Here is a 25,315-nt window from a genome sequence, read left to right as displayed (position 1 = left end):
TGTTAACGGTCCTCCGGCGGCATACGGGTGGCCAGTCGGCTTGGGTCCACGTCCATTGGTTCAAGGTTTACGGTCTCGCCCGCCCGCCGCGCGATCCGCGACAGCGAGTTCAGCGCCAGCATCACCGCGCCGACCACACAGAGAAACACGCCAAGGTCAAAACCCAGCGCAGTTGCCAGTTCGAACGGCTCCAGCCCCGGCAGTTTGACGTAGCCAAAGGCCGAGGTCAGGAACGGCCGGTCGTTGAACCACGCACCCGCCCCCGTCACCACCGCGGCAATGACGCCAAAGCCGATCAGCGCGTGATACTGGAACCGCTGGCGCTCCTGCGCCCAGGCGAAACCGGACGCCATATACTGCATCAGCAATGCGATAGACACGACCAGACCGGCGATAAAACCACCGCCCGGCTGGTTGTGACCGCGCAGGAAGATGAACAGCCCGACCACCAGCGAAATCGGCAGCAGCACGCGGGTCGCCACCACCATCATCAGCGGATGCCGGTCGCCCGCGCGTTTGCCGTCATGCTTCCAGTTCGCCAGGATTTTGGCCGAGCGCCCTTCCAGCAGCGTTTGCGCAAGGGCAAAGATGGTCAGCGCGGCAATGCCAAGCACGGTGATCTCGCCCATCGTATCATAGCCGCGGAAATCCACGAGGATCACGTTCACCACATTGTCGCCGCCGCCAAGATCATGACTGTTTTCAAGCATATAGCCGGAAATCGACGGGAAGGCGAAATCGCGCATCATAATCGCATAGGCCAGCGCGCCAAAGCCCACCCCGGCCAGCGTGGCGATCAGCGCGTCGATGCCGCGCTTGTGGCTGTGGCTTTCCAGCAGGGTATGCTTGGGCAGAAAGTTCAGTGCCAGCAACAGCAGCATGACGGTCACGACCTCGACGCTGATCTGCGTCAGCGCAAGGTCGGGTGCGGACAGATAAAGGAAGCTGGCCGAAACCATCAGCCCCACGATCCCCACCATGACCAGCGCCAGCAGGCGGTGGCGGTGAACGATGACCATGGTCCAGATGGCGACCATTGCCAGCAGCCATGCCACGGCGGCAACCGGGGTGATCGGCAGCATCTCTCGCGTGGGGGTGCCGATGTTGCCGGTGGACCATGCCCATGCCCCGGCGGCAAGGCAGGTCAGGGTAAAGGCCGCCAGCGCCCGCGACATGCTGCCGTTGTTCAGTCGCTGGGTGATGAAGCGTGCCGCGCGGACATTCAGATTGATGAAAGCGTCGAAAATCGCCTTGTAATAAGGGATATGCAATGCCGTCCAGAGCCGGTTCAGCAGCGGCCAGCCGAACAGCACCAGCACCCCGCCCGCAATCGCGACCAGCGACATGATCAGCGCCGTGTTCACACCATGCCACAGCGCCAGATGTGCATGCGGCTGCCCTCCGGTCACGGCGGCGGCGCTGCTGTCCACCAGCCAGCCCGCCAGCGTTTGCGGGAACAGCCCGATCAGCACCACAAGACAGACCAGCAGCGCCGGGCCGCCCCACAGTCCGATGCCGGGATCATGCGGTTTATGCGGGTAATCCTCGCGGACCGGCCCGGTAAAGGTGTGGAAAATGAACCGCAGCGAATAGCCGACCGAGAACAGCGCCGCGATGGTTGCCACCACCATGAACCCCTGATGCCAATAGGCGGCATGAGTGGTCTCCTCCAGCATCATTTCCTTGGAAATAAAGCCGTTCAGCGGCGGGAAACCGGCCATGGACAGCGCCGCGACCGTGCCGATGGCAAAGGTAATCGGCATCAGCCTGCGCAAGCCGCCAAGCCGCGCGATCGAGCGCGTCCCGGCCTCATGGTCGATAATGCCAACGGTCATAAACAGCGCTGCCTTGAAGGTGGCGTGGTTGATGATGTGGAACATCGCCGCCAGCGCGGCGGCCTCGGTCCCGAACCCCAGCAGCATGGTAATCAGGCCAAGGTGGCTGACCGTGGAAAAGGCCATCAGCCCCTTCAGGTCGTCCTTGAACCCCGCGATAACCGCGCCGATCAGCATGGTGACAAGCCCGGTGCAGGCCACGATCCAGAACCATTCCGGTGTCCCCGCCAGCACCGGCCACAGCCGCGCCATCAGGAAAATCCCCGCTTTGACCATGGTGGCGCTGTGCAGATAGGCCGAAACCGGCGTCGGCGCGGCCATCGCATGAGGCAGCCAGAAGTGGAACGGAAACTGCGCCGATTTGGTAAAGGCGCCAATCAGGATCAGCACCAGCGCCGGAACGTAATAGGGGCTGGCCTGAATCGCCTCGCGGTGGTTCAGGATCTCGCTGATTTCATAGCTGCCGGCGATCTGGCCCAGAATCAGCATCCCGCCGATCATCGCCAGCCCGCCTGCGCCGGTCACGGTCAGCGCCATCCGCGCACCCTGACGGCCATCGGGCAGGTGCTTCCAGTAACCAATCAGCAGGAAGGACGACAGCGAGGTCAGCTCCCAGAAGATCAGCAAAAGCAGGATGTTGTCGGACAGGACGATGCCGACCATCGCGCCCTGAAACAGCATCAGATAGGTGAAAAACTGCCCCGCCGGGTCGGATTTCGACAGATAAAACCGGGCATAGGTAATAATCAGCAGCCCGATGCCCAGAATCAGAATCCCGAACAGCAGGCTCAGCCCGTCGATGCGGAAATTCGCGCTCAGCCCGATCTGCGGCAGCCATGAAAGCTGGGCGGTGATGACCTCTCCGGCGAGGATCTGCGGGATGTGCAGCACCAGCCCCAGCAGGGCAATCAGCGTGGCCGTGCCGCAGGCGATGGCGGCGACATTGCGCCCCGAACGGATCAGAAGTCCCGGCAGCAAGGCGCCAAGAAAGGGCAGAAGGGCGATGAGGGCTGGCGACATACGCGATTCCGGCTGGCTAAAAGATTCTTGTGTTTGTTGAGGCTTGGGCAGCAGGTGTCAAGCAAATGACTGGGGATTTCGCTTGATCTTACGGGAATCGTTAAAGTTTTAATGGTTTTTGTCTGGCGCGTGTTCTTGTTTCGTGCTATCGGGGGTGAAAAGGGGGCAGTATGCGCGTTCTTGGAATTGATCCGGGCCTTCGCAACATGGGCTGGGGCGTGATCGCGGTTGATGGGCCGCGGCTGCGGCATGTGGCGAATGGGATCATCCATTCGGATGTGGGTGATCTTGGGATGCGTCTGCTACGCTTGTATCAGGGGCTGCGGGCGGTGATTGCTGAACATGCGCCGACCGTTGCGGCGGTTGAGCAGACCTTTGTGAACAAGGATGCTACCGGCACGCTGAAACTTGGGCAGGCACGGGGGATTGCGCTGCTCGCCCCGGCCGAGGCCGGGCTGGAGATCGGGGAATATGCCCCCAATGCGGTGAAAAAGGCCGTCGTGGGGGTGGGGCACGCCGGAAAGGGACAGGTGGAACATATGGTGCGGTTTCAACTGCCGGGCGTGGTGCTGGCCGGGGCGGATGCGGCGGATGCGCTGGCCATTGCGATTTGCCATGCGCATCACCTGCAATCCCGTGCCATTCGTGTAAAGGTGGTTGCATGATCGGGCGTATCGCCGGGGTGATCCTTCACCGTGCCGCCGATCACGTTCTGATCGACGTGCGCGGTGTGGGTTATCTTGTTCATATCAACGAGCGCACGGCGGCGAACCTGCCGCCAGTGGGGCAGGCCGCGGCGCTATATACCGAACTTCTTGTGCGCGAAGATTTGCTGCAATTGTTTGGTTTTGAAACCCTTTTGGAAAAGGAATGGCACCGGCTTCTGACCGGCGTTCAGGGCATCGGGGCCAAGGCATCGCTGGCGATTCTCGGGGTGCTTGGTGCCGATGGGGTTGGCCGGGCGATTGCGCTTGGTGACTGGTCGGCGGTGCGTAAAGCCCCTGGCGTCGGGCCAAAGCTGGCGCAGCGCGTGGTGATGGAACTCAAGGATAAAGCCCCTTCGGTCATGGCGTTGGGGGGCAATCTGTCGGTTGAAACCACCCCGCTGGTCGAGGATGTGACCCCGACCGCCCCGCGCCCGGTGGCTGCTGCGGCGGTCTCGTCCGACGCGCTGTCGGCGCTGACCAACCTTGGCTATGGCGCGTCCGAGGCGGCGCAGGCCGTCGCTCAGGCGCAGACCACGGAACCTGAAGCCACTACAGGCGCGTTGATCCGGGCAGCCCTGCGGCTGCTGGCCCCGAAGGAGTGAGTGATGCCCGGTAATATCAAGACTTTTATCCTGATGGCGGTGATGACCGCACTGTTGATGGCCATTGGCGGGCTGATCGGCGGCACCGGCGGCATGATCTTTGCGCTGATCTTTGCGGGCGGCACGAATATCTGGGCGTGGTGGAACAGCGACAAGGCGATGTTGCGCCAGCAGGATGCAATCCCCGTGACGCGCGAACAGGCCCCGGAACTGGTCGATATGGTGGCCGCGCTGGCGCAGCGGGCCAACCTGCCAATGCCTGCGGTCTATGTTCTGCAAACCGAACAGCCCAATGCCTTTGCAACCGGGCGCAACCCGGAAAACGCCGCGGTTGCGGTGACACAGGGGCTGATGCGCCTGTTGAATCGCGACGAACTTGCCGGGGTCATCGCGCATGAGCTGGCCCATATCCGCCACCGCGACACGCTGACCATGACGGTCACGGCGACGCTGGCCGGGGCGATCTCGATGCTGGCGAATATGATGATGTTTTCGGGCGGGCGGAACCGGGGCGGGTTGCTGGCCTCGATTTTGGTGATGGTGCTGGCGCCGCTGTCAGCGGGACTGGTACAGATGGCGATTTCCCGTGCGCGGGAATATGAGGCCGATGCGACGGGCGCGGAAATCTCGGGGCAGCCGCTGGCTCTGGCTTCTGCGCTGGCCAAGATCTCGAACGCGGCAGGGCGGGTGCTGAATGAACCGGCCGAGCAGAACCCTGCATCGGCCAGCATGTTCATCATCAACCCGCTGCATGGGCTGCGCATGGACAGCCTGTTCCGCACCCACCCCGCGACCGAAGACCGTATCGCCCGGCTGCGCGCGATGGTCCGATGAGCCAGCCTGACCCCGCCCTGCGCCCTGATCCCTTGCCTGAAGACGGGCAGGACCGCGCCCTGCGCCCGCAAAAGCTGGACGAATTCGTCGGTCAGGCCGAGGCGCGGGCGAATCTGCGGGTTTTCATCGAAAGCGCCCGGATGCGTGGGCAGGCGATGGATCATACGCTGTTCCACGGCCCGCCCGGTCTTGGCAAAACCACGCTGGCGCAGATCATGGCGCGGGAATTGGGGGTCAATTTCAAAATGACCTCTGGTCCGGTATTGGCCCGCGCCGGTGATCTGGCTGCGATTCTGACCAATCTTGAGGCGCGGGACGTTCTGTTCATCGACGAGATCCACCGTATGAACCCTGCGGTCGAGGAGGTTCTCTACCCCGCGATGGAGGATTACGAGCTGGATCTGGTCATCGGTGAAGGCCCCGCTGCCCGCACCGTGCGGATCGAGCTTCAGCCCTTTACGCTGGTCGGCGCCACCACCCGGCTTGGCCTGTTGACCACGCCGCTGCGTGACCGTTTCGGCATCCCGACCCGGTTGCAGTTTTATACCGTGCCGGAGCTGGATCAGATCGTTGCCCGTGGGGCGCGGCTGATGGGGGTGTCTGCGGAACCCGAAGGCACACAGGAAATTGCTCGCCGTGCGCGTGGCACGCCGCGGATTGCCGGTCGTCTGCTGCGCCGTGTGGTGGATTTCGCATTGGTCGAGGGCGATGGCCGCCTGACCCGAAAAATCGCTGATTCGGCACTGACCCGGCTGGGGGTGGATCATCTGGGACTGGACAGCGCCGACCGTCGCTACCTTGGCCTGATTGCTGAACATTACGGTGGTGGGCCGGTTGGGGTGGAAACCCTTTCGGCGGCGCTGTCTGAAAGCCGTGATGCGATCGAGGAGGTGATCGAACCCTATCTGCTGCAACAGGGGCTGATTGCCCGCACCCCACGCGGGCGGATGCTGACGGCGGGCGCGTGGCGGCATCTGGGGCTGGCCGCACCGCAACCCCCGCAGGCAGAGATGTTTGACGGCTGATCTGCCTGTTCCGCCTTGACGGGCTGTCGTCAGAAAGGTTCCCTGACCCAGAATAGGGAGGGGAACCAGATGCAAAACCGTATCCGCGACAGCTTCGCGCGCCAGACCATGATGCAAACGCTTGGTGCCGAATTGGGGGAGGTGACTGAGGGCCGTGTGACCATTACCGCACCGATCCTGCCGACGGTGCTGCAACAACAAGGTGCAGGCCACGCCGGACTGGCCTTCAGCATCGGTGATTCGGCGGCGGGTTATGCCGCACTGACCATGCTGCCGCCGGAAAACGAGGTCGTGACGGTGGAGATGAAGATCAACCTGATGGCCCCGGCGCTTGGCGATAGGTTGGTGGCCGAAGGCCGGGTGGTTCGTGCCGGGCGCCGCATCACCGTGGTTGCGGCGGATGTCTGGGCGGAAACCAATGGTCAGCGCAAGCAGGTGGCATTGCTGCAAGGCACGATGATGGCGGTTTAAGGGGCGCGGCCTTTTGGCACGTTCTGTCTGGCCTTTCCGCAGAGCGATCCGGGGAAAGGCCCACTGCTCCTCTGGAACGCATCCACCCAACGATACTCACAGACAAAGGATCAGCATATCTTTTGTCTATAAATATCCTCTGGGGGTGCGGGGGGCGAAGCGCCCCCGCTTACGGCGTCAGCCCTTCGGGATCGGGCAGGTCGTTGGCGCGCATGGTTGCGGTCAGCGTATTGGCCAGCAGACAGGCAATGGTCATCGGGCCAACGCCCCCCGGAACCGGGGTGATTGCACCGGCGATCGGGGTGGCAGAGGCGAAATCCACATCCCCCACCAGCCCGTCATCGGTGCGGTTGATGCCCACATCAATCACCGTCGCGTCGGGCTTGATCCAGTCGCCCTTGACGAATTGCGGGCGGCCAACGGCGGCAACGACAATATCGGCGCGGCGGCAAAGGTCGGGCAGGTCGCGGGTCCGGCTGTGGGCCACCGTCACCGTGGCGCTGTCGCGCAGCAGCAGCGCGGCCATGGGTTTGCCGACGATATTGCTGCGTCCGATCACCACCGCGTCCTTGCCCGACAGGTCGCCAAGCTGGTCGCGCAGCATCATCAGGCATCCCAGCGGGGTGCAGGGAACCATCGCCTTTTGCTCGGTCGCCAGCCGTCCGGCATTCATCACGGTAAAGCCGTCCACGTCCTTTTCCACCGCGATTGCGTTAATAACCGCGTCTTCGTCCAGATGTGCGGGCAGGGGCAGTTGCACCAGAATCCCGTTCACGGTTGCGTCGTTGTTCAATTGCTGGATCAGAGCCAGCAATTCGGCTTGCGAGGTTTCGGCAGGCAGGCGATGTTCATAAGAGTTCATCCCGACTTCGACCGTCATCTTGCCCTTGGAGCGGACATAGACCTGACTGGCAGGATCTTCACCGACCAGCACGACGGCCAGACCGGGGGTGATACCCTGAGCCTTCAGCGTGGCGACCTGTTGCGCGATTCGCTCGCGCAGGCGGGCGGCGAAGGCCTTGCCGTCGATGAGGGTGGCGGTCATGGCTGGCTCCTTCCTTGTTCACCGGCTGAATGCCCCGGCCTGTCCGGCAAGGCAAGCCCGAAGCTGTTGCCGCGATGCAACGCCGCATCGGCAAGGTTTTGCCGATCATGGAACTGGGGGAACAAGCTGCCCGTTGAGTGCTGCGATCAAGTAAAACGTATAACGGAGAAAAACATGAGCGCCGCGAGCATTGTCGTCAGTCTGGGTTTCGGCCTTGGTCTGGCATTGGCTGCCGCGCTGTTACTGGTGATCTGATGCCAAGGAACAGTGTCACAAGCCCCTGAAAGCCCCGGTTCGCCGGGGCTTTTGTATAGCGGGCGAGGGGGTTGGGAACATTCCTTGGCGCTGTGCATTGGTCCAGACATAATCAAGGAGGCGATGATGCCGACGAAGATCCTTTACCAGACCAGCGGAACCGCGACCGGGGACGGGCGCAACGGGCATGTGGCGGTCGATGACGGCAGTTTCGCCGCCGATCTGAGCGTGCCGAAAGAGCTTGGCGGGCCGGGGGGCGAAGGGCTGAACCCCGAAAAGATGTTCGCGCTTGGCTATGCTGCCTGTTTCAACAGCGCGTTGCGTCATTATGCAACGGCGCAAAAGGTGAAACTGCCTGCCGATAGCTCGGTGCAGGTTCAGGTCGGGATTGGCCCGCGCGATGATGGCGGTTTCGGGCTGGCGGTCGGAATCAAGGTGGCCCTGCCCGGTATGGACCGCGAACAGGCGCAATCGCTGATCGAAGGGGCGCATCAGGTTTGCCCCTATTCCAACGCGACCCGCGGCAATCTGGCAATTACGCCGGAACTGGTCTGACAAAAAAGCCCCGCATTTGCGGGGCTTTTTCTTACATCTGCGGGGCCGGGGTGGTTGCGGGCGGCACCTTTGGCACGCCGACCTGCGGGATCGAGCTGGACGGGGTGTCGTCATCCCCGCCAAGCGCCTCGCCCCGGACAACCTTGCCGATTTCGTCGCCGGTCAGGGTTTCGTATTCCAGCAGGCCCTTGGCCAGACGCTCGAACTCGACCTCTTTTTCCAGCAGGATGCGGCGGGCTTCCTGATAGCCGTTTTCGATCAGCTCGCGCACCTCGGCTTCGATCAGCTCTTTGGTCGCGGTCGAGACCGAGAAGCCGCCGGTATTGCCGGAGTAGCCCTCATGCGCCTCGGCGTAATCCACCGCGCCGATCTTGTCGGACATGCCCCAGCGCATGACCATGGCGCGGGCCAACTGGCTGGCCTGCATGATGTCGCCTGCCGGGCCGTTCGACACGCCTTCCTCACCGTATTTGATGATTTCGGCGGCTTTCCCGGCCATGGTCATGGCGATTTTCTGTTTGGCCTCGTCCTTGTGATAGTTCAGCCGGTCCATTTCCGGCAGGCTGACCACCATGCCGAGCGCCCCGCCGCGCGGGATGATCGTCGCCTTATAGACCGGATCGCATTTCGGCAGCGACAGGCCGACGATGGCATGACCGGCCTCGTGATAGGCGGTTTTTTCCTTTTGCTCGGGCGTCAGAACCATGCTGCGGCGCTCGACGCCCAGCATCACCTTGTCCTTGGCGTTTTCAAAATCTTCCATGGCCACAAAGCGGCGGCCGATGCGGGCGGCCATCAGGGCGGCCTCGTTCACAAGGTTCATCAGATCCGCACCCGAGAAACCCGGCGTGCCGCGGGCAATGATGCGCAAATCCACATCAGGCCCGACCGGCACCTTCTTGGCGTGAACCTGCAAAATCCGCTCGCGGCCCTTGATGTCGGGATTGCCGACATAGATCTGGCGGTCGAAGCGGCCCGGACGCAACAGGGCAGGGTCCAGCACGTCTTTGCGGTTGGTGGCGGCGATGATAATGACGCCTTCGTTCGCATCGAAACCGTCCATTTCCACAAGCAACTGGTTCAGCGTCTGTTCGCGCTCATCATTGCCGCCGCCGATGCCGACGCCACGGGCGCGGCCTACGGCGTCGATCTCGTCGATGAAGACGATGCAGGGGGCGGATTTCTTGGCCTGCTCGAACATATCGCGGACGCGGGATGCGCCGACACCGACGAACATTTCCACGAAATCGGACCCTGAAATGGTAAAGAACGGCACGCCCGCCTCGCCCGCGATGGCACGGGCCAGCAGGGTTTTACCCGTGCCGGGAGGGCCGACCAGCAGCGCGCCTTTGGGGATTTTCCCGCCAAGGCGGCTGAACTTTTGCGGATTGCGCAGGAACTCGACGATTTCTTCCAGCTCTTCCTTGGCCTCGTCGATGCCCGCCACGTCGTCAAAGGTCACGCGCCCATGCTTTTCGGTCAGCATCTTGGCGCGGGACTTGCCAAAGCCCATCGCGCCGCCTTTGCCGCCGCCCTGCATCCGGTTCATAAAGAAAATCCAGACCCCGATCAGCAGGATAAAGGGCAGGAATGCGGTCAGCAGTGACATGAGGCCGGATTGCTGCTGGCGTTTGACATCGACATTGACGCCCTTGGCGATCAGCTTGTCCGCGATTTCTTCGCCCAAGGGGCGGACAGTGGTGTAAACGGTGCCGTCGCTGCCCTGAAACGAGACGGTCTCGCCGTCAATCGTGGCCTTGGCGACCTGATCGTTGTCGACACGCTGAATAAACTCGGAATAGCTGACGGTGCGGGCGTTCATCGCCCCGCCGCCGTTGCCGAACAGGTTAAACAGCGCCAGAATCATCAGAAACAGGACGACCCAAAAGACGATATTGCGGGTGTTGCCCAAAACAGGCTCCTCTGCGGGAAGAAAAGAGTTTTTCTGAAAATAGGGATTTGGGCGCGGGGTTCAATGCGTTCCGAGCATGGAAAGCAGGTCTTTGCCCGTTCGCAGCGGTTTTGCGGTGGATTTATCGCCTGACAGCAGCGGTGCGGCGACCAGATCGGGGCCGGACCAGATGGCGGGCAGGCTGGCGGCCTCGTCACGGGTCAGGCCCGCCTCGCGCCACGGCAGGTCGGGCAGGGGGGCATGGCCGAGCGCCCGCCATTCCTGCCCCGGTGGCAGATCGTCTACGCGCCAGCGGTTGTCCCAGATGCCGCCGGTGACGGCGACGGCGCGGGCGGCGGCGGCGGGTTCGCGCAACATCCGCAGGCCGTTCGTGCCGGGTGCCAGCAGCGCCCCGTCCAGCGTGGCACGATGGCCAGCGGCGATTTGCGCCAATGCAGCGGCGGTGGCGGTCTCGCGCGGGGGGTAATCCGCGCCGGTCAGCCAGCGCAGCGCGGTCAGCAGACAGCGGCGGATGATTTCTGGCGGGGCGTCCTGCATGGGTGGCAGGGTCAGGCTGGCCGAGGCGTGAACCCGCGCCCGCGTCAGCCAATCGGCGGCAATCTGGTCAAGGCTGGCGCGGGCGCGGCGCAGGTTTGTCGCGCTGCGGGCCAGCATGGCCGGGTCCAGCGCCAGTGCCGCCATGGTCTGCCGGATGCGCACCCGTTCATATTCGGGATTCTGGTTCGAGGGGTCTTCGGCCCATGTCAGCCCGCGCCTGCGCAGCCAGTCGCGCAGGCTTTCGCGGCTGACCTCCAGCGCCGGCCGAAGCCAGAGGATGCCCTGCGCGGTGCGGGCCTCTGCCATGCCGGACAGCCCGTCCAGCCCGGAACCCCGTGCCAGCCGCATCAGCAGGGTTTCGGCCTGATCGTCCTGCGTATGGGCTAGCAGCACCGCCGACAGCCCGCGTCGCGCCGCCCATTGGGACAGCAGATCCAACCGCGCCTGCCGGGCGTTGGCTTGCAGATTGCCGTGGGTTTCTGGCGTCCAGTTCAGGATTTCATGGGGAATGCCCAAGGCGCGGGCCTGTTCGCCCACCATCATCGCCTCGGCCTGCGATTCGGGACGTAGGTTATGATCGACGGTTGCGGCTTCGATCCGGCGCTGCGGCCCGGCCCAATCTGCGGTGATATGCAGCAGCGCCAGCGAATCACCGCCGCCTGAAACCGCGACGCCAAGCGTGCCATGAGGGGCGATCCGGTCCAGCGTGTCGCGAATCGCCTTGGCGGGATCAGGGGGCATCGGGCAGATAAAGGTCAGCCTCGCCCTCGGGGTCGTCCACCACGGGCGGGGTGTCGCTGGCAGGGGGTTGCAAGCAGTTCAGCGTGTCCAGCCGCGTGCGGGCCTCGGTCGCCTCGCTGCTGGCGGGCAGGCGTGCGGTCAGGTCCAGAAGCGTCAGGCAGGCGGCGTCAGAATCGCCGCGCTGCTCCAGCACACCGGCCACCCCCAGCAAGGCGCGGGCAGCATCCGGCCCATTCGGTGCGGCGGCAAAGCTGGACAGCCACGCCTCGGCGGCGGCATCGCGCTGGCCCTGCCGGTTCAGCGCCTCTCCCAGCAGATAGAGCGCCAGCCCGGTCAGAGGTCCGCCCGCATGATGGCGGCCAAGTTCCTGAAAAATCTGCGCAGCTTGTTCGTGATTGCCAGCATCCAGCGCCGCGCGTCCGCGGTCCAGCAGGGCGATTTCTTCGGCGCTGGCGGCAAGAGCCGGGGCAGGGATGGCCGTGCCATTGCCGATCACCCCATCACCGGCCAATGTATAATCGCCAAGGTTGCAATCGGGCGAGACTTCGCACAGGCGAAACTCGAAATCCTGCATCTTGATGGCGGCCTCATCCAGCCGTTGCCGGGTGTTGTTGCGAGCCTCCTCGACCTCTCCGGTCAGGCGGGTGACGGCCTGCTGCATCGCATTCAGCCGGTCCAATGCGGTATCGCCGCCTGCCGCCTGAAAACCCGAAGGTCCGCTGCCCATGATCTCGGCCCGCAAGCGGTTCAGGTCGCCCGAGATCTGGCCAAGTTGAGCCTGAAGCTGCGCCAGCGTGGCCGGATCAGCGGCCGGATTCGTGATGGGGCCGGTATCCGTGATCAGCGGCGAAGTGATCTCGGGCGCGATACCCTCGGGGGTGGTGGCCGGTTCCTGCGCGGCCAGCGGCAGGGCAAACATCATCAGGCAAGTGGCGGCAACGGGCAGGCGCATCAGCTTGTTCCGGCGGGGGCGACGGTGGTTACGGCGCGGCGGTTTTGGGCGAAGCAGGCTTCGGTGGTGCAGACCTCGACCGGGCGTTCGCGGCCATAAGAGACGGTGCTGATCCGGCCCTCGGCGACACCCTGCGCCACCAGATATTCCTGAACTGCGCTGGCACGGCGGGCACCAAGCGACAGGTTATATTCGCGGGTGCCTTTGTCGTCGGCATGGCCCTCGATCCGGGCGGTGAAGCCGGTGTTGCGGGCCAGCCATGCCGCCTGACGTGTCAGGGTCGCGCGTGCCTCGGGCGACAAGGTGGCATCCTGTGCCATGAACCGCACGGTATCGCCGGCCTCGGATGCGAAAGTTGCGGGCGTCGGTGTGCCGGGTAGAACCGCAACGCCGGGCGCATTGCGGATCGCGCCCTGATAAACCGCGCTGCCATCGGGGCGGGTCGCATAGGGATCACCCACCGGCGTTTGCGCCACGGGTTCGGCGGCGCAGGCCGCCAGCGCCAGCAGCGCCGGGATGGTCAGCCAGAAAGGCGCACGGCGGGGGGCTGTCTGCTTTGTCATCTTTTGTATCCGTTGCGCTTTATCTGACCCGTTCCGGTGATGCCCTACGGCAGCAAAGGTCCCCATGACGGGTCCGACGCCTCACCCTGCATGGTCAGGGCGCGCATGTTGCGCCCCGTCACGTCGACCGAATGAAGGCGTGAGCGCCCATCCGCCCCCAGCGTTTCGCGCGTAAAGATCACCACCCGGCCATTGGGCGCCCAAGACGGGCCTTCGTCAAGGAAGGACTGTGTTAAAAGCCGCTCACCGTTGCCATTGGGTCGCATGGTGCCAATGTGGTAGCGGTCCCCCTCGATCTTGGTAAAGGCGATCAGGTCGCCCTTTGGGGACCATGCCGGGCTGGCATAGCTGCCTTCGCCAAAGGTGATGCGCCGGGCCTCGCCGCCGTCTGCGGGCATGACGTAAAGCTGCTGGCTGCCCGAGCGGTCGGATTCGAACACGATCTGCGTGCCATCGGGCGAGAAATCCGGTGCGGTATCAATCGCCGGATCGTTTGTCAGGGCGCGCTCATCGCCGGTGGCCGGGTCCAGCAGCCAGATGTCGCTGTTGCCCGCCGTCTCGCGGGAATAGACGATCCAGCGGCCATCGGGCGACCAGCGCGGCGCAAAGGCCATGCCCTGTGTGCTGCCGACGGGCCGCGCCTGCACGCTGGCCACATCCATCATCATCAGCCGCGGCTGACCTGAGCCAAAGCTGATATAGACCAGCCTGCGGCCGTCGGGCGAAAAAGACGGGGCCAGCACCAGTGCGGTGCCGTCGGTCATCCATTTCACATTCTGGCCGTCCACATCCATGATGCCGATGCGCTTTTCGCGCCGTTCTCGTGGGCCAGTCTCGGACACAAAGGCGATGCGGCTGTCGAACAGCCCGGTTTCCCCGGTCAGGCGCATATAGATCTGGTCGGCGGCCTTATGCGCCGCGCGGCGCCAGTCGGTGCGGGCGGTGTCGAATTGCATCCCGTCACCCATCGGCTGACCCGCCAGAACGTCGAACAGGCGAAAGCGGATGCTGACACGATCAGCGTCGGCACTGACCGCGCCTGTCACCAGCGCCTCGGCCCGGCTGGCATACCAGTCGTCATAAACCACCGGCACATCAAAACCGGCAGGTTCAGGCAAGTTTTCGGTGGTGCGGGTGAACAAGCCGGTGCCGGTCAGGTTCTCGGCAATCACCCCGACCACCTGTGCGGCCAACTCGCCCGCGTCGTTTCCGGTTTCAAAGGGTTCGACCACCTCGAACGGCTCAATTGCCAGAATGGTCGGGCGGGTGACGCCATCGGTGATCTGGATGCGCAGCGTGCCATTCGCCGGGCTGTTGTTGTCCCCGGCGATGGTCTCGGGGCTGCCGGGGGCCTCGGGGCTGCCGGGGGCCTCGTCCCCGGCCTGCGCCAAAGCTGCCCCCGGCCCTAGGGCAAGGCAGGTCAGCATGGCGGCAAGGCGCAGGGGCGCGGGCATCGGGTTCTCCTGATCGGGTCAGCGGATGCTTGTGCCGTTTGCGGGGGCAAAGTCCAGAATCATTTCCCGCCAGCGGTCGTATTTTTCAGCAGGCAGGGGATAACCGCCATAGGCGCAGCCCAGAATGGCCCGGCGGGCGACCTCGAATGCCTGTTCTGCGGCCTCGTCGCTGCCGCCGTCGTGACCCATCAGCCGGATGCTGTCGGCAATCGGCATCCCCTGCGGGGTGAACCGCACCCGGACCGAGATCGAACCGACCGCCCCTTCGCGCGACAGTGCCGCGACGTTCCAACATTCATCCACCGATTCGCGGAAACGACGCTGTTCGGTATCGGTCAGCGGCTCGGACGGGGCCGCGGGGGTTGGTTCCGGCGCGGGTTCGGGCGCAGGGGCGGGGGGGATGGCCTCGGTCAGCGCCTGCGTCAGCGCGTCATCCGGCACGCCCTGCGCGCGTTCGCCAAGCGCATCGTAAAGCGCGCCGGTCAGGGCGTCATTCGGGATACCGCCGCTGCGGTCGCGGCTCCAGCCGTCATCGCCATCATCGGGCAGGTCGGGCAGCGCGGTCTGATCGTCCAGAGGCGCGGGGCCGGGATCAAACGGGCCGGGGTCAGACGGGATCGCCTGAACCGGATCTGCGCCCCGGTCATCGGCCATGACCTCGGCCAGTTGTCGTGCCATTTCGGCAGCCTGCGCATCGGCGCGGGCCTGTTCCTCTGACTGACGCTGTTCTTCGGCGCGGCGCTGGTCCTCGGCCCGACGTTCCGCATCGCGGCGGGCAGCCTCGGCCAGTTCCTGCTGGCGCTGTGCTTCTTGTCGGGCGGCTTCCTGACGCTGTTCTTCCAGACGCTGTTCTTCGAGACGGGCGGCCTCGGCGGCGCGACGTTCCTCGGCGCGGCGTTGGGCTTCGGCCTGACGCCGGGCTTCTTCCTCTTGCCGCTGTGCTTCAGCGCGGGCTTGTGCCTCGGCCTCTGCGCGGGCCTGTTCGGTGCGGGCCTGTTCTGCACGGCGGGCAGCTTCGGCCTCGGCCTGACGCTGCGCCTCAGCGGCCAGTTCAGCCTCAAGCGCCGCCTGCCGGGCGGCTTCCTGACGGGCCAGCGCGGCTTCGGCCAGCCCGTCCGGGCGGGTAAACGGTCGCACCGAGCTATCCAGCGCAAGTTCGGAACGCGGTGCTTCCGGTGCCTGCTGCATGTCGGGAAGGGCCGGGGACTGCGGCACCTCGGCAGGTTCAGGCAATGCGGCGTCGGGCGTCAGGATCGGTGCAGGCTCGGCAGGTGGCGCGGGCAGTTCGGCAGGCGGTTGAACGGCCTCGGCGGGGAGCGTCGGCAAAGGCTCCAGCGCCGACAGGTCAGGCGCGGGTTCCGCTGCCGGTTCGGGCTGCGGTGCCGGGGACGGCGCCGCAGGCTGTGGCGGGATACTGGTTTCGGGCGTGACCGGCGCAGCATCGGCCTGATCGGGGGCCTGATCCGGGCGCGGCGCGGGCGGCGCATCCGTGACCTGCGGCGCGACCGGGCCAGCCCCGCGCATCGCGGCGGCCATGGCCTGATATTCACCCTCGGAAATGGTAGCGACGGGTGAAACCTGCACCGCAGGCGGGGTCGTCCCCCGGAACAGGGATGCCCCAACGATCACCCAAAGGATCAGCCCGCCATGGGCAACACCCGAGACCCAGCGCCCGATCCGGCCCGCCCGGTCCAGTGCCTGTTCGGCCTCGATCTCATCGGCCATCAGATCGTCATTCGCCCGTCTGGCCATGGGTCAGTCCTGCCCACCCGTGGCTGGCCCACCCATAGCAGGGCCGCCGGTATCCGTGACCAGAACCAGATTGGCGTAACCCGCGCCGTTCAGCGCCCCCATGACCTGCATCACGCGGGCATAGGACACCGCACCGTCGGCCCGCAGGAAAATCCGCGCGCCGTTGCGGGCGTCGGCCAACGGGCGCAGCCGGTCCAGCAGCTCGGTATCCGTGACCTCGGATTCCATCAGCATGATCGGGCCAGAGGCGGGGATGCTGATGGTCAGCGGTTCCTCGGGTTCATTCGGCACCGGCTGCGCGGCGGTGCGCGGCAGATCCAGCGGCACCCCCACGGTCAGCATCGGTGCGGCGACCATGAACACGATCAGCAGCACCAGCATCACATCGACAAAGGGCGTGACGTTGATCTCGGCCATTGGTTTGCGGCGGGCGCGGCGGTGCCGGCGCGAGCGGTTCGAGGCGCGGGCGCTCATCCCTTAATCCTCGGCCAGTTGCCGCGACAGGATGGTGGCGAACTCATCCGCGAAACCGTCATAGCGGGTCACGATCCGGTCAGCATCGCCGGACAGTTTGTTGTAAAAGATCACCGCCGGAATCGCGGCCAGAAGGCCCAAAGCGGTGGCCAGAAGGGCCTCGGCAATGCCGGGCGCGACAACGGCAAGGCTGGTGTTCTGGGTCATGGCGATGCCTTCAAAGGCGTTCTTGATGCCCCAGACGGTGCCGAACAGCCCGATGAAAGGTGCGGTCGCGCCGACGCTGGCAAGGATACCAAGGCCACGGGTCAGGCGGTTTTCTTCGCGGGCGATGGCAACATTCATCACCCGGTCGATGCGCTGGCCCGCGCCGGGGATCAGCCCGTCCATGCCGTCTTGACTGCGCCGCCATTCCTGCATCCCGGCGGCAAAGATGCGTTCCGCCGCGCCCGAGGGCTTGTCCCCGATCCGGTCGTAAAGGTCATCCAGCGGTTGCCCCGACCAGAAGGCACGGTCAAAGCGTGAGGCATCGCGGCGGGCGGCGGTAAAGGTCAGCCATTTCTGGATAATCACCGCCCAGGCCCACACCGAAGCCAGAATCAGCAGCACCATGACGATCTGCACCACCGGCGAGGCGCGCATGAAAAGCGATACCAGCGAGAAATCCACTGCTTGCGCCTGTCCCATAACCTGATCCATTCCGTCCGTCCGTCAAAATCGCGTTTCGCATCCCATACCAGCCCCGCGCGGAATGTTCACGCGGCAGTTGCACACGATGGTATCAACCTTGCGTCAGCGCCTTTGGCAGCCGCACCGGACGCATGTTTGGCCCCAAAGCCGCCAGCGTGACCCGCGCCCGGAACAGTTCCTGTTCACCGCGCAGGACCGATTGCAGCACCGTGATACTGGCGGGGCGGACCACCTCGGGCGCGGTGGTCACGGTCAGCAGGTCGTCGAAACGGGCGGGGGACAGATAATCGGCCTCGACCCGGCGGACGGCGAAAACCACGCCGGTTTCAGCCTTCAGCCGCGACTGATCTATGCCAAGCCCGCGCACCCATTCGGTGCGGGCGCGTTCGATAAAGCGCAGATAATTGGCGTAATAGACGATCCCGGCAAGGTCGGTGTCTTCGTAATAGACGCGGATCTGGATGCGATGTGTCATGGCACCAGCATAAGGCGCGGCGCGGGCCGGGGAAAGCCCGCGCCTGCGCAGGCGTTACAGCAGGTCCAGAAGGGCCTTGGCCGCAGGGGCGGAACTGGCCGGGTTCTGGCCCGTGACCAGCTTGCCGTCCACGACCACATAGGGCGCAAAATCCGGGCCTTGGCTGAAATCCGCACCCTGATCCGTCAGCGCGTCTTGCAGCAGGAACGGGACCACTTCGGTCAGGCCGACGGCGGCTTCCTCGCTGTTGGTAAAGCCGGTCACGCGGCGGCCTTTGACCAGCGGCACGGCGCCGGTCGTGACATCGCGCAGAACCGCAGGTGCATGGCAGACCGCACCGACCGGGCGGCCGCTGTCGGCAAAAGCGGCGATCAGGTGCTGGCTGTTGGCGTCATTCACCAGATCCCACAATGGCCCATGTCCGCCGGGATAAAACACCGCGTCAAAGCCCGAGCTATCCACCTCTGCCAGCCGCAGCGTGTTTGCCAGCGCCTGCTGCGCCTCTGGGTCGGCCAGAAAGCGGCGGGTTTCATCGGTCTGCGCATCGGGGGCGTCGGATTTCGGGTCCAGCGGCGGTTGCCCGCCCTTGGGCGAAGCCAGCGTGATTTCGGCCCCGGCATCTTTGAAAACGTAATAGGGGGCGGCGAACTCCTCCAGCCAAAAGCCGGTTTTCTGGCCGGTATTGCCAAGCTGGTCGTGCGAGGTCAGGACGATCAGGATTTTCATAACGCGCTCCTTTGCGATGGGTGAAGGGAACGCAGCGTGGGCAGGGGCGGTTCCTTACGCCATCCGCGCGGCAAGGCGCAGGGCGTGGCTGGCATCCGTGGCGCAGACCGGCAGCGCCGGGTCATAGGCGGCGCGGATCAGCGCCGCCAGCTCGGGCGTGACGGCCTGATCCTGCGCAAAGCTCAGCGCGGCACGGGTGAAAATCACCTCGGCCAGCGCGGCGGGGTGCAGGTCGGTATTATCGGGGATGCGCAGGAAATACAGGCAGGCGCGGATGCCGCCATCGGGATCAAAACGGAACATGCGAAACTGCCCGGCGTTTTCCGCCCGCAACCGCGCGGCAAGGTCGGGCTGGCCGGTCAGCCGGTCCAGATCAGGCACCGGATCCAGTTCCGACCAGTCGCGGCAGAAGAACAGGAACAGATTGGCCCCCATTTCGGGGTCGGTATCGGTCATCGGGTGGCGGGCATGGGCGAACCCCGCCCGCAGCACACTGCGGAAAATATCCAGCGTTTCATCGGCCAGTCCAAAGATCACCGGCGCAACCGGCCGTCCCCAGCGGGCGCAGCGGAACTGGCCGTCGCGGGTGAACAGGGCGGTGATGGCTTCGGGGGTCATGGCTGGTCCTTTCTGTCGGCTTCTTCTAGCCAGTCTGCATGCTTGGGACCAGAGCTTCCATTTCCAGCGCGGCAAGCGTGGTGGCCGTGGCGCCGCTGGCCGTGGTGCGGCCCCATATCCGCCGAGTTGAACAGGTTCCACGGCAAAGTCGCTTGCAGGTTCGACATATCACATATGGCCTGCGCAGGACGCTCTGCTGGACGAGCATCCTGCCGAATGGCGCAACTTTCCTTATGCCCGAACAGGCGCGGCGCAGGCGTTACCCGATCAGCCGCCGGGCGATGACCTGAGCCTGAATCTCGGCCGCGCCCTCAAAGATGTTCAGGATACGCGAATCGCACAGCACACGGCTGATCTGATATTCCAGCGCAAAGCCGTTGCCGCCGTGGATTTGCAGCGCGTTATCCGCCGCAGCCCACGCCACCCGTGCGCCCAGCAGCTTGGCCATCCCTGCCTCCAGATCGCAGCGGCGGTCGTGGTCCTTTTCCCATGCGGCGAAATAGGTCAGTTGCCGGGCGATCATGATTTCCACCGCCGACAGCGCCAGTTTATCCGCGACACGCGGGAAATGGATCAGCGCCTTTCCGAACTGTTTGCGGTCCAGCGCGTATTGCAGCCCGATTTCCACCGCGTTCTGCGCCACGCCAATGGCGCGGGCGGCGGTCTGAATACGTGCCGATTCAAAGGTCTGCATCAATTGTTTGAAGCCCTGACCCGTCTGCCCGCCCAGCAGGTTTTCAGCCTTGACCTTGAACCCGTCAAAGCCAAGCTCGTATTCCTTCATGCCGCGATAACCCAGCACCTCGATCTCGCCGCCGGTCATGCCGGGGGTGGGGAAGGGGTCGGTTTCGGTGCCGGGGGTTTTCTCGGCCAGAAACATCGACAACCCGCGCCAGTCGGTCGTGTTCGGGTCGGTTCGCGCCAGCAGGGTCATCACATGGGTGCGGGCGGCATGGGTGATCCATGTCTTGTTGCCGGTGATTTCCCAGCCATCAGTGGTCTGCACCGCACGGGTGCGCAGGCTGCCAAGGTCGCTGCCGGTGTTCGGCTCGGTGAAAACGGCGGTGGGCAGGATTTCCCCGCTGGCCAGCCGCGGCAGCCATTGCGCCTTTTGGTCGTCGGTGCCACCCGCCAGAATCAGTTCAGCGGCGATCTCGCTGCGTGTCCCAAGCGAGCCGACGCCGATATAGCCGCGCGAGAGTTCCTCGCTGACCACGACCATTGCTGCCTTGGACATGCCAAGCCCGCCGAAATCCTCGGGGATGGTCAGGCCGAATACGCCCATTTCCGCCAGTTCGCTGATAATCTCCATCGGGATCAGCTCATCCTTCAGGTGCCATTCATGGGCATTGGGCACCACGCGGTCGTCGGCCCAGCGGCGGAACTGGTCGCGGATCATCTCCAGATCCTCGTCCAGCCCGGTGGCACCAAAGGTCGCGCTGCCCTGCGTGTCGGCCATGATCTGCGCCAGCTTCATCCGCGCCGCCGGATTGTTCCCGGCCATCAGGTGCCGCGCAAGGTCAGAGGGCTGCCAGCTTTGCCCAAGGTCCGAGAGGCGGGCAAACTCGGTCTGACTCATCGGGATGCCGCCGGCGATTTGCGCCAGATATTCACCCATACCAATTTGCAGGATCAGCCGTTCGGTTTCGGTAAAGCTGCCCGCGCTGGTCAGGCGTTCGGCCCATGCCGTCAACTGCCTCAGCGCCTGAACATAGGTCGTCAGCCATGACAGCGCATGTGCGGCGTGCTGGTGCATTTCCAGCAATTCGGCATCAGGCTTGCCGTCGCGGCTGACGGCATCGCGGGTGAAGGTGGTGGCGGCCTCCAGCAGCGATTCGATTTCTGGCAGGACGGATTGAGCGTCGGAAAGTGTCTGGGTCATGGCTGGCCTTGGATCAGATGCGGCGTTGCAGCATGGATAGGGCCTTCGCGGCCGTCGCGCAACTATAATGCGTTCAAGCGTCGCGTGACGCATGAATATAACTATACGAAATTGTGCAAAACCGCTTGGAACTGGAACCGATCCAGCGTTAACTCATGTAAAATCACAGGAATCACTTGATGACCGACGCTGCCGACCTGACCGCCCGCCTGATCCGCTGCCCCTCGGTCACGCCGGAAGAAGGCGGGGCTTTGGTGCTGTTGCAGCAAATGTTGCAGGGCGCAGGGTTCGAATGTCACCGCGTAGACCGCAACGGCACGCCGAATCTGTTCGCCCGCTGGGGCGCGAAAGGTGCGGCCCGGACCTTTGGCTTTAACGGTCATACCGATGTGGTGCCACCGGGCGATCCGGCAAGCTGGACGCATCCGCCATTCTCGGGCCATGAGGAAAACGGCATGATCTGGGGCCGTGGGGCCACGGATATGAAATCCGGCGTGGCGGCCTTTGTTGCGGCTGCGGTCGATTTTGTGCAGGCCACGCCGCCCGATGGTGCGGTGATCCTGACCATCACCGGCGACGAGGAAGGGCCGGGCCGCGATGGCACCCGCGCGCTTCTGGACTGGATGGCCGCCAATGGTGAACAGATGACCGTCTGTCTGGTGGGCGAGCCGTCGAACCCCGAAGTCATGGGCGAGATGATGAAGATTGGCCGTCGGGGCAGCGTGACCTTTACCTTTGACGCCAAGGGGGTGCAGGGTCATGCCGCCTATCCGCATAAGGTGAAAAACCCGGTTCATGCGCTGATCCGGCTGTTGGACGGCCTGACCGCAACCCCGCTGGATCAGGGAACCGAACATTTCCAGCCTTCCGGCGTGCAGGTGACGAGTTTTGATGTTGGCAATCCGGCCAGCAATGTGGTGCCGGAACGGGCGCGTGCGGTGGTCAACATCCGGTTCAACGACCTGCACAGCGGGGCCAGCCTGACCGCTGATATGCAGGCCCGCGCCGCGGCGGTGACAGTGGAAACCGGCGTGGCGATCAGCCTGGGCGCGGATGTGTCGGGCGAGGCTTTCCTGACCGCGCCCGGCCCGTTTGTCGATCTGATCCGTGATGTGGTCGCACAGGAAACCGGACGGGTGCCGGAGCTGTCCACCTCGGGCGGCACTTCGGACGCGCGTTTCGTCAAGGATCATTGCCCGGTGGTCGAGTTCGGGCTGGTCGGCCAGTTCATGCATCAGGTTGATGAGCGTGTCCCCGCCGCTCAGGTGCGCCAGCTTCAGGCGATCTATGGCAAGATTTTGCAGAGGTATTTCCATGATTGAGGTCACGCCGACCACGGATATTGACACCTGCCGCACGATCCGCCGTCGCGTTTTCATCGAGGAACAGCATGTCCCCGAGGAACTGGAATGGGACGGTCTGGACGATCAGGCCGAACATCTGCTGGCACTGATGGAGGGCGTCCCCATCGGCACGGCGCGGGTGCTGGTCAAGGGCGACACCGGCAAGATCGGCCGTGTCTGCGTGCTGCCCGAGGCGCGTGGCACCGGCTGCGGCGCGGCGCTGATTATGGCTTCGCTGGAATTGCTGCGCGGGCATGTCGGTATCACGACGGCCCGGCTTGGCGCACAATGCCACGCAATTCCCTTTTATGAACGGTTGGGTTTTGTCCCCTTCGGCCCGGTCTATGACGACGCGGGCATCCCGCACCGGGACATGCAGCGGTCGCTTTGATGGCGGGCAAATAAGCCTGATGCGTTTGCCTGCGGCATGGGTTAGGGTATCGCCATGGGACAGTTGCCATCCAAGAAACAGATTCTCGACTGGGTGGCGGATCATCCCGACGCCCGGTCCAAACGCGACATTGCCAAGGCGTTCAACATCAAGGGCGCCGAGCGGATCGAGTTGAAACGCCTGCTGAAAGAGCTGGAGGCCGAAGGCCATCTGGGCCGCAAGCGCAAGGTTTACCACGATGCGCATGGGTTGCCGCCGGTTTCGGTGGTGCAGATCACACAGCCAGACGCGGCGGGCGACCTGTTCGCCAAGCCGCTGGAATGGCAGGGCGACGGGCCGGAACCGCGCATCCTTTATGCCCCGCGCCAATCCGACCCGGCGCTTGGCCCCGGCGACCGCTTTCTGGCGCGCCTGTCCGAAGTCCGGGGCGAGGATCACGCCTATGTCGCCCGCCTGATCCGCAAGATCGAGCGCAACGGCATCAAGGTCGTGGGCATTTTCCGCAAGGCGACCGAAGGCGGGCGCATCGCCCCGATCGACAAGGGCAGCGACCGCGAATGGCTGGTGCGTGCCGACGCGACCCATGGTGCCAGGGATGGCGAACTGGTCGAGGCCGAACAGGCCAGCCTCAAGGGCCGCATGGGCCTGCCCTATGCCCGGATCGTGCAGGTGTTGGGTGATCCCTCGGCCCCGAAATCGGTGAGCCTGATTGCCATTCATCAGCACGGCATCCCCGATGATTTCCCCGATGCGGTGGTGGCCGAGGCCGAATCCGCACAGCCTGCCACCATGCAGGGGCGCGAGGATCTGCGCCATCTGCCGCTTGTCACCATCGACCCGGCGGACGCACGCGATCACGATGACGCCGTGGCGGCCATGCCTGACGACGACCCGCAAAACCCCGGTGGCATGGTGGTATGGGTGGCGATTGCCGATGTGGCGCATTACGTCCGCCCCGGCACTGCGCTGGACCGAGAGGCACGGCTGCGTGGCAACTCGACCTATTTCCCCGACCGTGTGGTGCCGATGCTGCCCGACGCGCTGTCGGGCGACCTCTGTTCGTTGCATGAAGCTGTGGACCGCCCGGTGATTGCGGTGCGGATGCGGCTGGATGCGCAGGGTGAAAAGATCGGCCACAGCTTTCATCGCGGCATGATGAACAGCCTTGCCAGCCTGTCCTATGAACAGGCGCAGCAGGCACAGGACGGTCAGCCCGATGCGGCGACCGAACCGCTGCTGGACAGTGTGATCCGGCCCTTGTTTGCGGCCTATGACCTGCTGACAGCGGCGCGACGGCGGCGGCAGCCGCTGGATCTGGACCTGCCCGAACGCCGGATCGAACTGACCCGCGACGGACGGGTGAAATCCGTCCGTTTCCGCGACCGCTTCGACGCTCACCGGCTGATCGAGGAGATGATGGTGCTGGCCAATGTGGCCGCTGCCGAGGAACTGACCCGGTTGCGCCGCCCGCTGCTGTTTCGTGTCCACGAGGAACCCAGCCCGGAAAAGCTGGATGCGCTGCGCGAAGTGGCCGAGGCGTCAGGCTTTACCCTGGCCAAGGGGCAAGTGCTTCATACCCACCACCTGAACCGCCTGCTGGCGCAGGCTCAGGGGTCCGAGTTTGATGAGCTGATCAATATGTCCACCCTGCGCAGCATGACGCAGGCGTATTATCACCCGGAAAACTTCGGCCATTTCGGGTTGGCGCTGCGGTCTTATGCACATTTCACCAGCCCGATCCGGCGCTATTCCGACCTGATCGTGCATCGTGCGCTGATTTCCGGGCATAAATGGGGCGCGGGGCGTAACGGGAAGACAGACGGGCTGTCGGTGGATGACATCGAAACCCTGTCCGACACCGCCACCCATATCAGCGAAACCGAGCGCCGCAGCATGGCAGCCGAACGCGACACCACCGACCGTTATCTGGCGGCCTATCTGTCTGATCGTGTCGGCACCGAGATGACGGGCCGGATCAGCGGCATCCAGAAGTTCGGTGCCTTTATCAAGTTGGACGAAACCGGCGCTGACGGCCTCTTGCCCATCCGCGAGATCGGCAATGAATATTTCCACCACGACCCGGATGCGCAAATGCTGATCGGTGCGGATACCGGGCTGGAAATCGGCATTGGCCAGCGCGTCACGGTCCGTCTGACCGAGGCCGTCCCCCTGACCGGCGGTCTGCTGCTGGAGCTGCTGGAGCTGGAAGGCAAGGCCCTGCCGCAAGGCCCCCGTGGCCGGGGCAAGGGCCTGCGCCGCAAACCCGGCATGGCGCGATCCAAGAAAATCGTGGATGACGCCCGCCGAAAACGCCTGCGCCGCAAACGATAAGGGCCGCTCGCGCGGCCCCTTCCGGGTTTTCTTCTTCACCCAAATATCCTGGGGGGAGTCCGAAGGACGGGGGGCTACGCCCCTAGCTTTGCCGTTATTTTTCGGGATTTTTCTGTATTGTTCAG

23 protein-coding genes are annotated in these 25,315 nt (G+C 64.4%); 9 read left to right on the top strand and 14 right to left on the bottom strand.

From position 1 onward, the window contains the following. Positions 1–2 precede the first annotated feature (2 nt). Positions 3–2,855 (bottom strand): monovalent cation/H+ antiporter subunit A, encoded by a 2,853-nt coding sequence (locus Q4G24_RS12430; RefSeq protein WP_303366860.1) that lies wholly within the window; start codon positions 2,853–2,855, stop codon positions 3–5. 170 nt (positions 2,856–3,025) lie between these two features. On the opposite strand from Q4G24_RS12430, the gene ruvC reads away from it, so the two are divergent. From ruvC to Q4G24_RS12405, 5 genes are all read left to right on the top strand, one after another. Beyond that, complete coding sequence (gene ruvC / locus Q4G24_RS12425) at positions 3,026–3,520, top strand: crossover junction endodeoxyribonuclease RuvC (RefSeq protein ID WP_303366859.1); 495 nt, start codon at positions 3,026–3,028, stop codon at positions 3,518–3,520. Further along, positions 3,517–4,164 (top strand): Holliday junction branch migration protein RuvA, encoded by a 648-nt coding sequence (gene ruvA / locus Q4G24_RS12420; RefSeq protein WP_303366858.1) that lies wholly within the window; start codon positions 3,517–3,519, stop codon positions 4,162–4,164. Before ruvC ends, ruvA begins: the two co-directional genes overlap by 4 nt. Before the next feature lie 3 nt (positions 4,165–4,167). Next, positions 4,168–4,998, top strand: coding sequence for a zinc metalloprotease HtpX (htpX, locus tag Q4G24_RS12415; protein WP_303366857.1), 831 nt, complete (start codon positions 4,168–4,170; stop codon positions 4,996–4,998). Continuing rightward, on the top strand, positions 4,995–6,023 hold the full coding sequence (gene ruvB / locus Q4G24_RS12410) for a Holliday junction branch migration DNA helicase RuvB (protein WP_303366856.1): 1,029 nt from the start codon (positions 4,995–4,997) through the stop codon (positions 6,021–6,023). Before htpX ends, ruvB begins: the two co-directional genes overlap by 4 nt. Before the next feature lie 69 nt (positions 6,024–6,092). Next, positions 6,093–6,494, top strand: coding sequence for a PaaI family thioesterase (locus Q4G24_RS12405; protein ID WP_303366855.1), 402 nt, complete (start codon positions 6,093–6,095; stop codon positions 6,492–6,494). Positions 6,495–6,663: 169 nt separating this feature from the next. Here the strand turns inward: Q4G24_RS12405 and folD are convergent, their stop codons facing one another. Further along, a complete protein-coding gene (gene folD / locus Q4G24_RS12400; protein ID WP_303366854.1) occupies positions 6,664–7,539 on the bottom strand; it encodes a bifunctional methylenetetrahydrofolate dehydrogenase/methenyltetrahydrofolate cyclohydrolase FolD in 876 nt (291 codons plus the stop codon). Positions 7,540–7,920: 381 nt separating this feature from the next. Here folD and Q4G24_RS12395 point away from each other — a divergent pair, with 381 nt between their 5' ends. After that, complete coding sequence (locus Q4G24_RS12395; RefSeq protein ID WP_303366853.1) at positions 7,921–8,349, top strand: organic hydroperoxide resistance protein; 429 nt, start codon at positions 7,921–7,923, stop codon at positions 8,347–8,349. Positions 8,350–8,380: 31 nt separating this feature from the next. On the opposite strand, the gene ftsH is transcribed toward Q4G24_RS12395, so the two are convergent. From ftsH to Q4G24_RS12335, 12 genes are all read right to left on the bottom strand, one after another. Next, positions 8,381–10,261: an ATP-dependent zinc metalloprotease FtsH gene (ftsH, locus tag Q4G24_RS12390; protein WP_303366852.1), complete on the bottom strand. Its 1,881-nt coding sequence runs from the start codon at positions 10,259–10,261 to the stop codon at positions 8,381–8,383. A 60-nt stretch (positions 10,262–10,321) separates the two neighbouring features. Next, positions 10,322–11,539: a tRNA lysidine(34) synthetase TilS gene (gene tilS / locus Q4G24_RS12385; RefSeq protein ID WP_303366851.1), complete on the bottom strand. Its 1,218-nt coding sequence runs from the start codon at positions 11,537–11,539 to the stop codon at positions 10,322–10,324. After that, positions 11,529–12,491 carry a tetratricopeptide repeat protein gene (locus tag Q4G24_RS12380; RefSeq protein ID WP_303366850.1) on the bottom strand — a complete coding sequence of 321 codons (963 nt, stop codon included), beginning with the start codon at positions 12,489–12,491 and terminating at the stop codon, positions 11,529–11,531. Before Q4G24_RS12380 ends, tilS begins: the two co-directional genes overlap by 11 nt. Further along, positions 12,491–13,054, bottom strand: a complete 564-nt coding sequence (pal, locus tag Q4G24_RS12375) for a peptidoglycan-associated lipoprotein Pal (RefSeq protein ID WP_303366849.1) — start codon at positions 13,052–13,054, stop codon at positions 12,491–12,493. Before pal ends, Q4G24_RS12380 begins: the two co-directional genes overlap by 1 nt. Before the next feature lie 44 nt (positions 13,055–13,098). Continuing rightward, positions 13,099–14,508 carry a Tol-Pal system beta propeller repeat protein TolB gene (gene tolB / locus Q4G24_RS12370; protein WP_303366848.1) on the bottom strand — a complete coding sequence of 470 codons (1,410 nt, stop codon included), beginning with the start codon at positions 14,506–14,508 and terminating at the stop codon, positions 13,099–13,101. An 18-nt stretch (positions 14,509–14,526) separates the two neighbouring features. After that, positions 14,527–16,260, bottom strand: coding sequence for a hypothetical protein (locus tag Q4G24_RS12365; RefSeq protein ID WP_303366847.1), 1,734 nt, complete (start codon positions 16,258–16,260; stop codon positions 14,527–14,529). A gap of 3 nt (positions 16,261–16,263) precedes the next feature. Beyond that, entirely contained in the window at positions 16,264–16,734 is a 471-nt protein-coding gene (locus Q4G24_RS12360) for an ExbD/TolR family protein (protein WP_303366846.1), read from the bottom strand. 3 nt (positions 16,735–16,737) lie between these two features. Next, complete coding sequence (tolQ, locus tag Q4G24_RS12355) at positions 16,738–17,433, bottom strand: protein TolQ (RefSeq protein ID WP_303366845.1); 696 nt, start codon at positions 17,431–17,433, stop codon at positions 16,738–16,740. An 82-nt stretch (positions 17,434–17,515) separates the two neighbouring features. Continuing rightward, positions 17,516–17,899: a tol-pal system-associated acyl-CoA thioesterase gene (gene ybgC / locus Q4G24_RS12350; protein WP_303366844.1), complete on the bottom strand. Its 384-nt coding sequence runs from the start codon at positions 17,897–17,899 to the stop codon at positions 17,516–17,518. A 54-nt stretch (positions 17,900–17,953) separates the two neighbouring features. Further along, positions 17,954–18,625, bottom strand: coding sequence for a type 1 glutamine amidotransferase domain-containing protein (locus Q4G24_RS12345; protein ID WP_303366843.1), 672 nt, complete (start codon positions 18,623–18,625; stop codon positions 17,954–17,956). A gap of 54 nt (positions 18,626–18,679) precedes the next feature. Beyond that, complete coding sequence (locus Q4G24_RS12340; protein WP_303366842.1) at positions 18,680–19,243, bottom strand: hypothetical protein; 564 nt, start codon at positions 19,241–19,243, stop codon at positions 18,680–18,682. 259 nt (positions 19,244–19,502) lie between these two features. Continuing rightward, on the bottom strand, positions 19,503–21,125 hold the full coding sequence (locus tag Q4G24_RS12335; RefSeq protein ID WP_303366841.1) for an acyl-CoA dehydrogenase family protein: 1,623 nt from the start codon (positions 21,123–21,125) through the stop codon (positions 19,503–19,505). Positions 21,126–21,304: 179 nt separating this feature from the next. Between Q4G24_RS12335 and dapE the strand changes: the two genes are divergently transcribed. Genes dapE through rnr form a run of 3 tightly spaced genes read left to right on the top strand, consistent with a single transcriptional unit; the run spans position 21,305 to position 25,190 of the window. Then, a complete protein-coding gene (gene dapE / locus Q4G24_RS12330; RefSeq protein WP_303366840.1) occupies positions 21,305–22,447 on the top strand; it encodes a succinyl-diaminopimelate desuccinylase in 1,143 nt (380 codons plus the stop codon). Continuing rightward, positions 22,440–22,859, top strand: coding sequence for a GNAT family N-acetyltransferase (locus Q4G24_RS12325; RefSeq protein ID WP_303366839.1), 420 nt, complete (start codon positions 22,440–22,442; stop codon positions 22,857–22,859). The genes dapE and Q4G24_RS12325 overlap by 8 nt, the downstream gene beginning before the upstream one ends. Positions 22,860–22,913: 54 nt before the next feature. After that, positions 22,914–25,190: a ribonuclease R gene (gene rnr, locus Q4G24_RS12320; RefSeq protein ID WP_303366838.1), complete on the top strand. Its 2,277-nt coding sequence runs from the start codon at positions 22,914–22,916 to the stop codon at positions 25,188–25,190. Positions 25,191–25,315 lie beyond the last annotated feature (125 nt).

It is taken from the genome of Paracoccus sp. (in: a-proteobacteria) (assembly GCF_030538695.1).
GTDB lineage: Bacteria > Pseudomonadota > Alphaproteobacteria > Rhodobacterales > Rhodobacteraceae > Paracoccus.
This window is presented reverse-complemented; position numbering and strand designations above follow the sequence as displayed.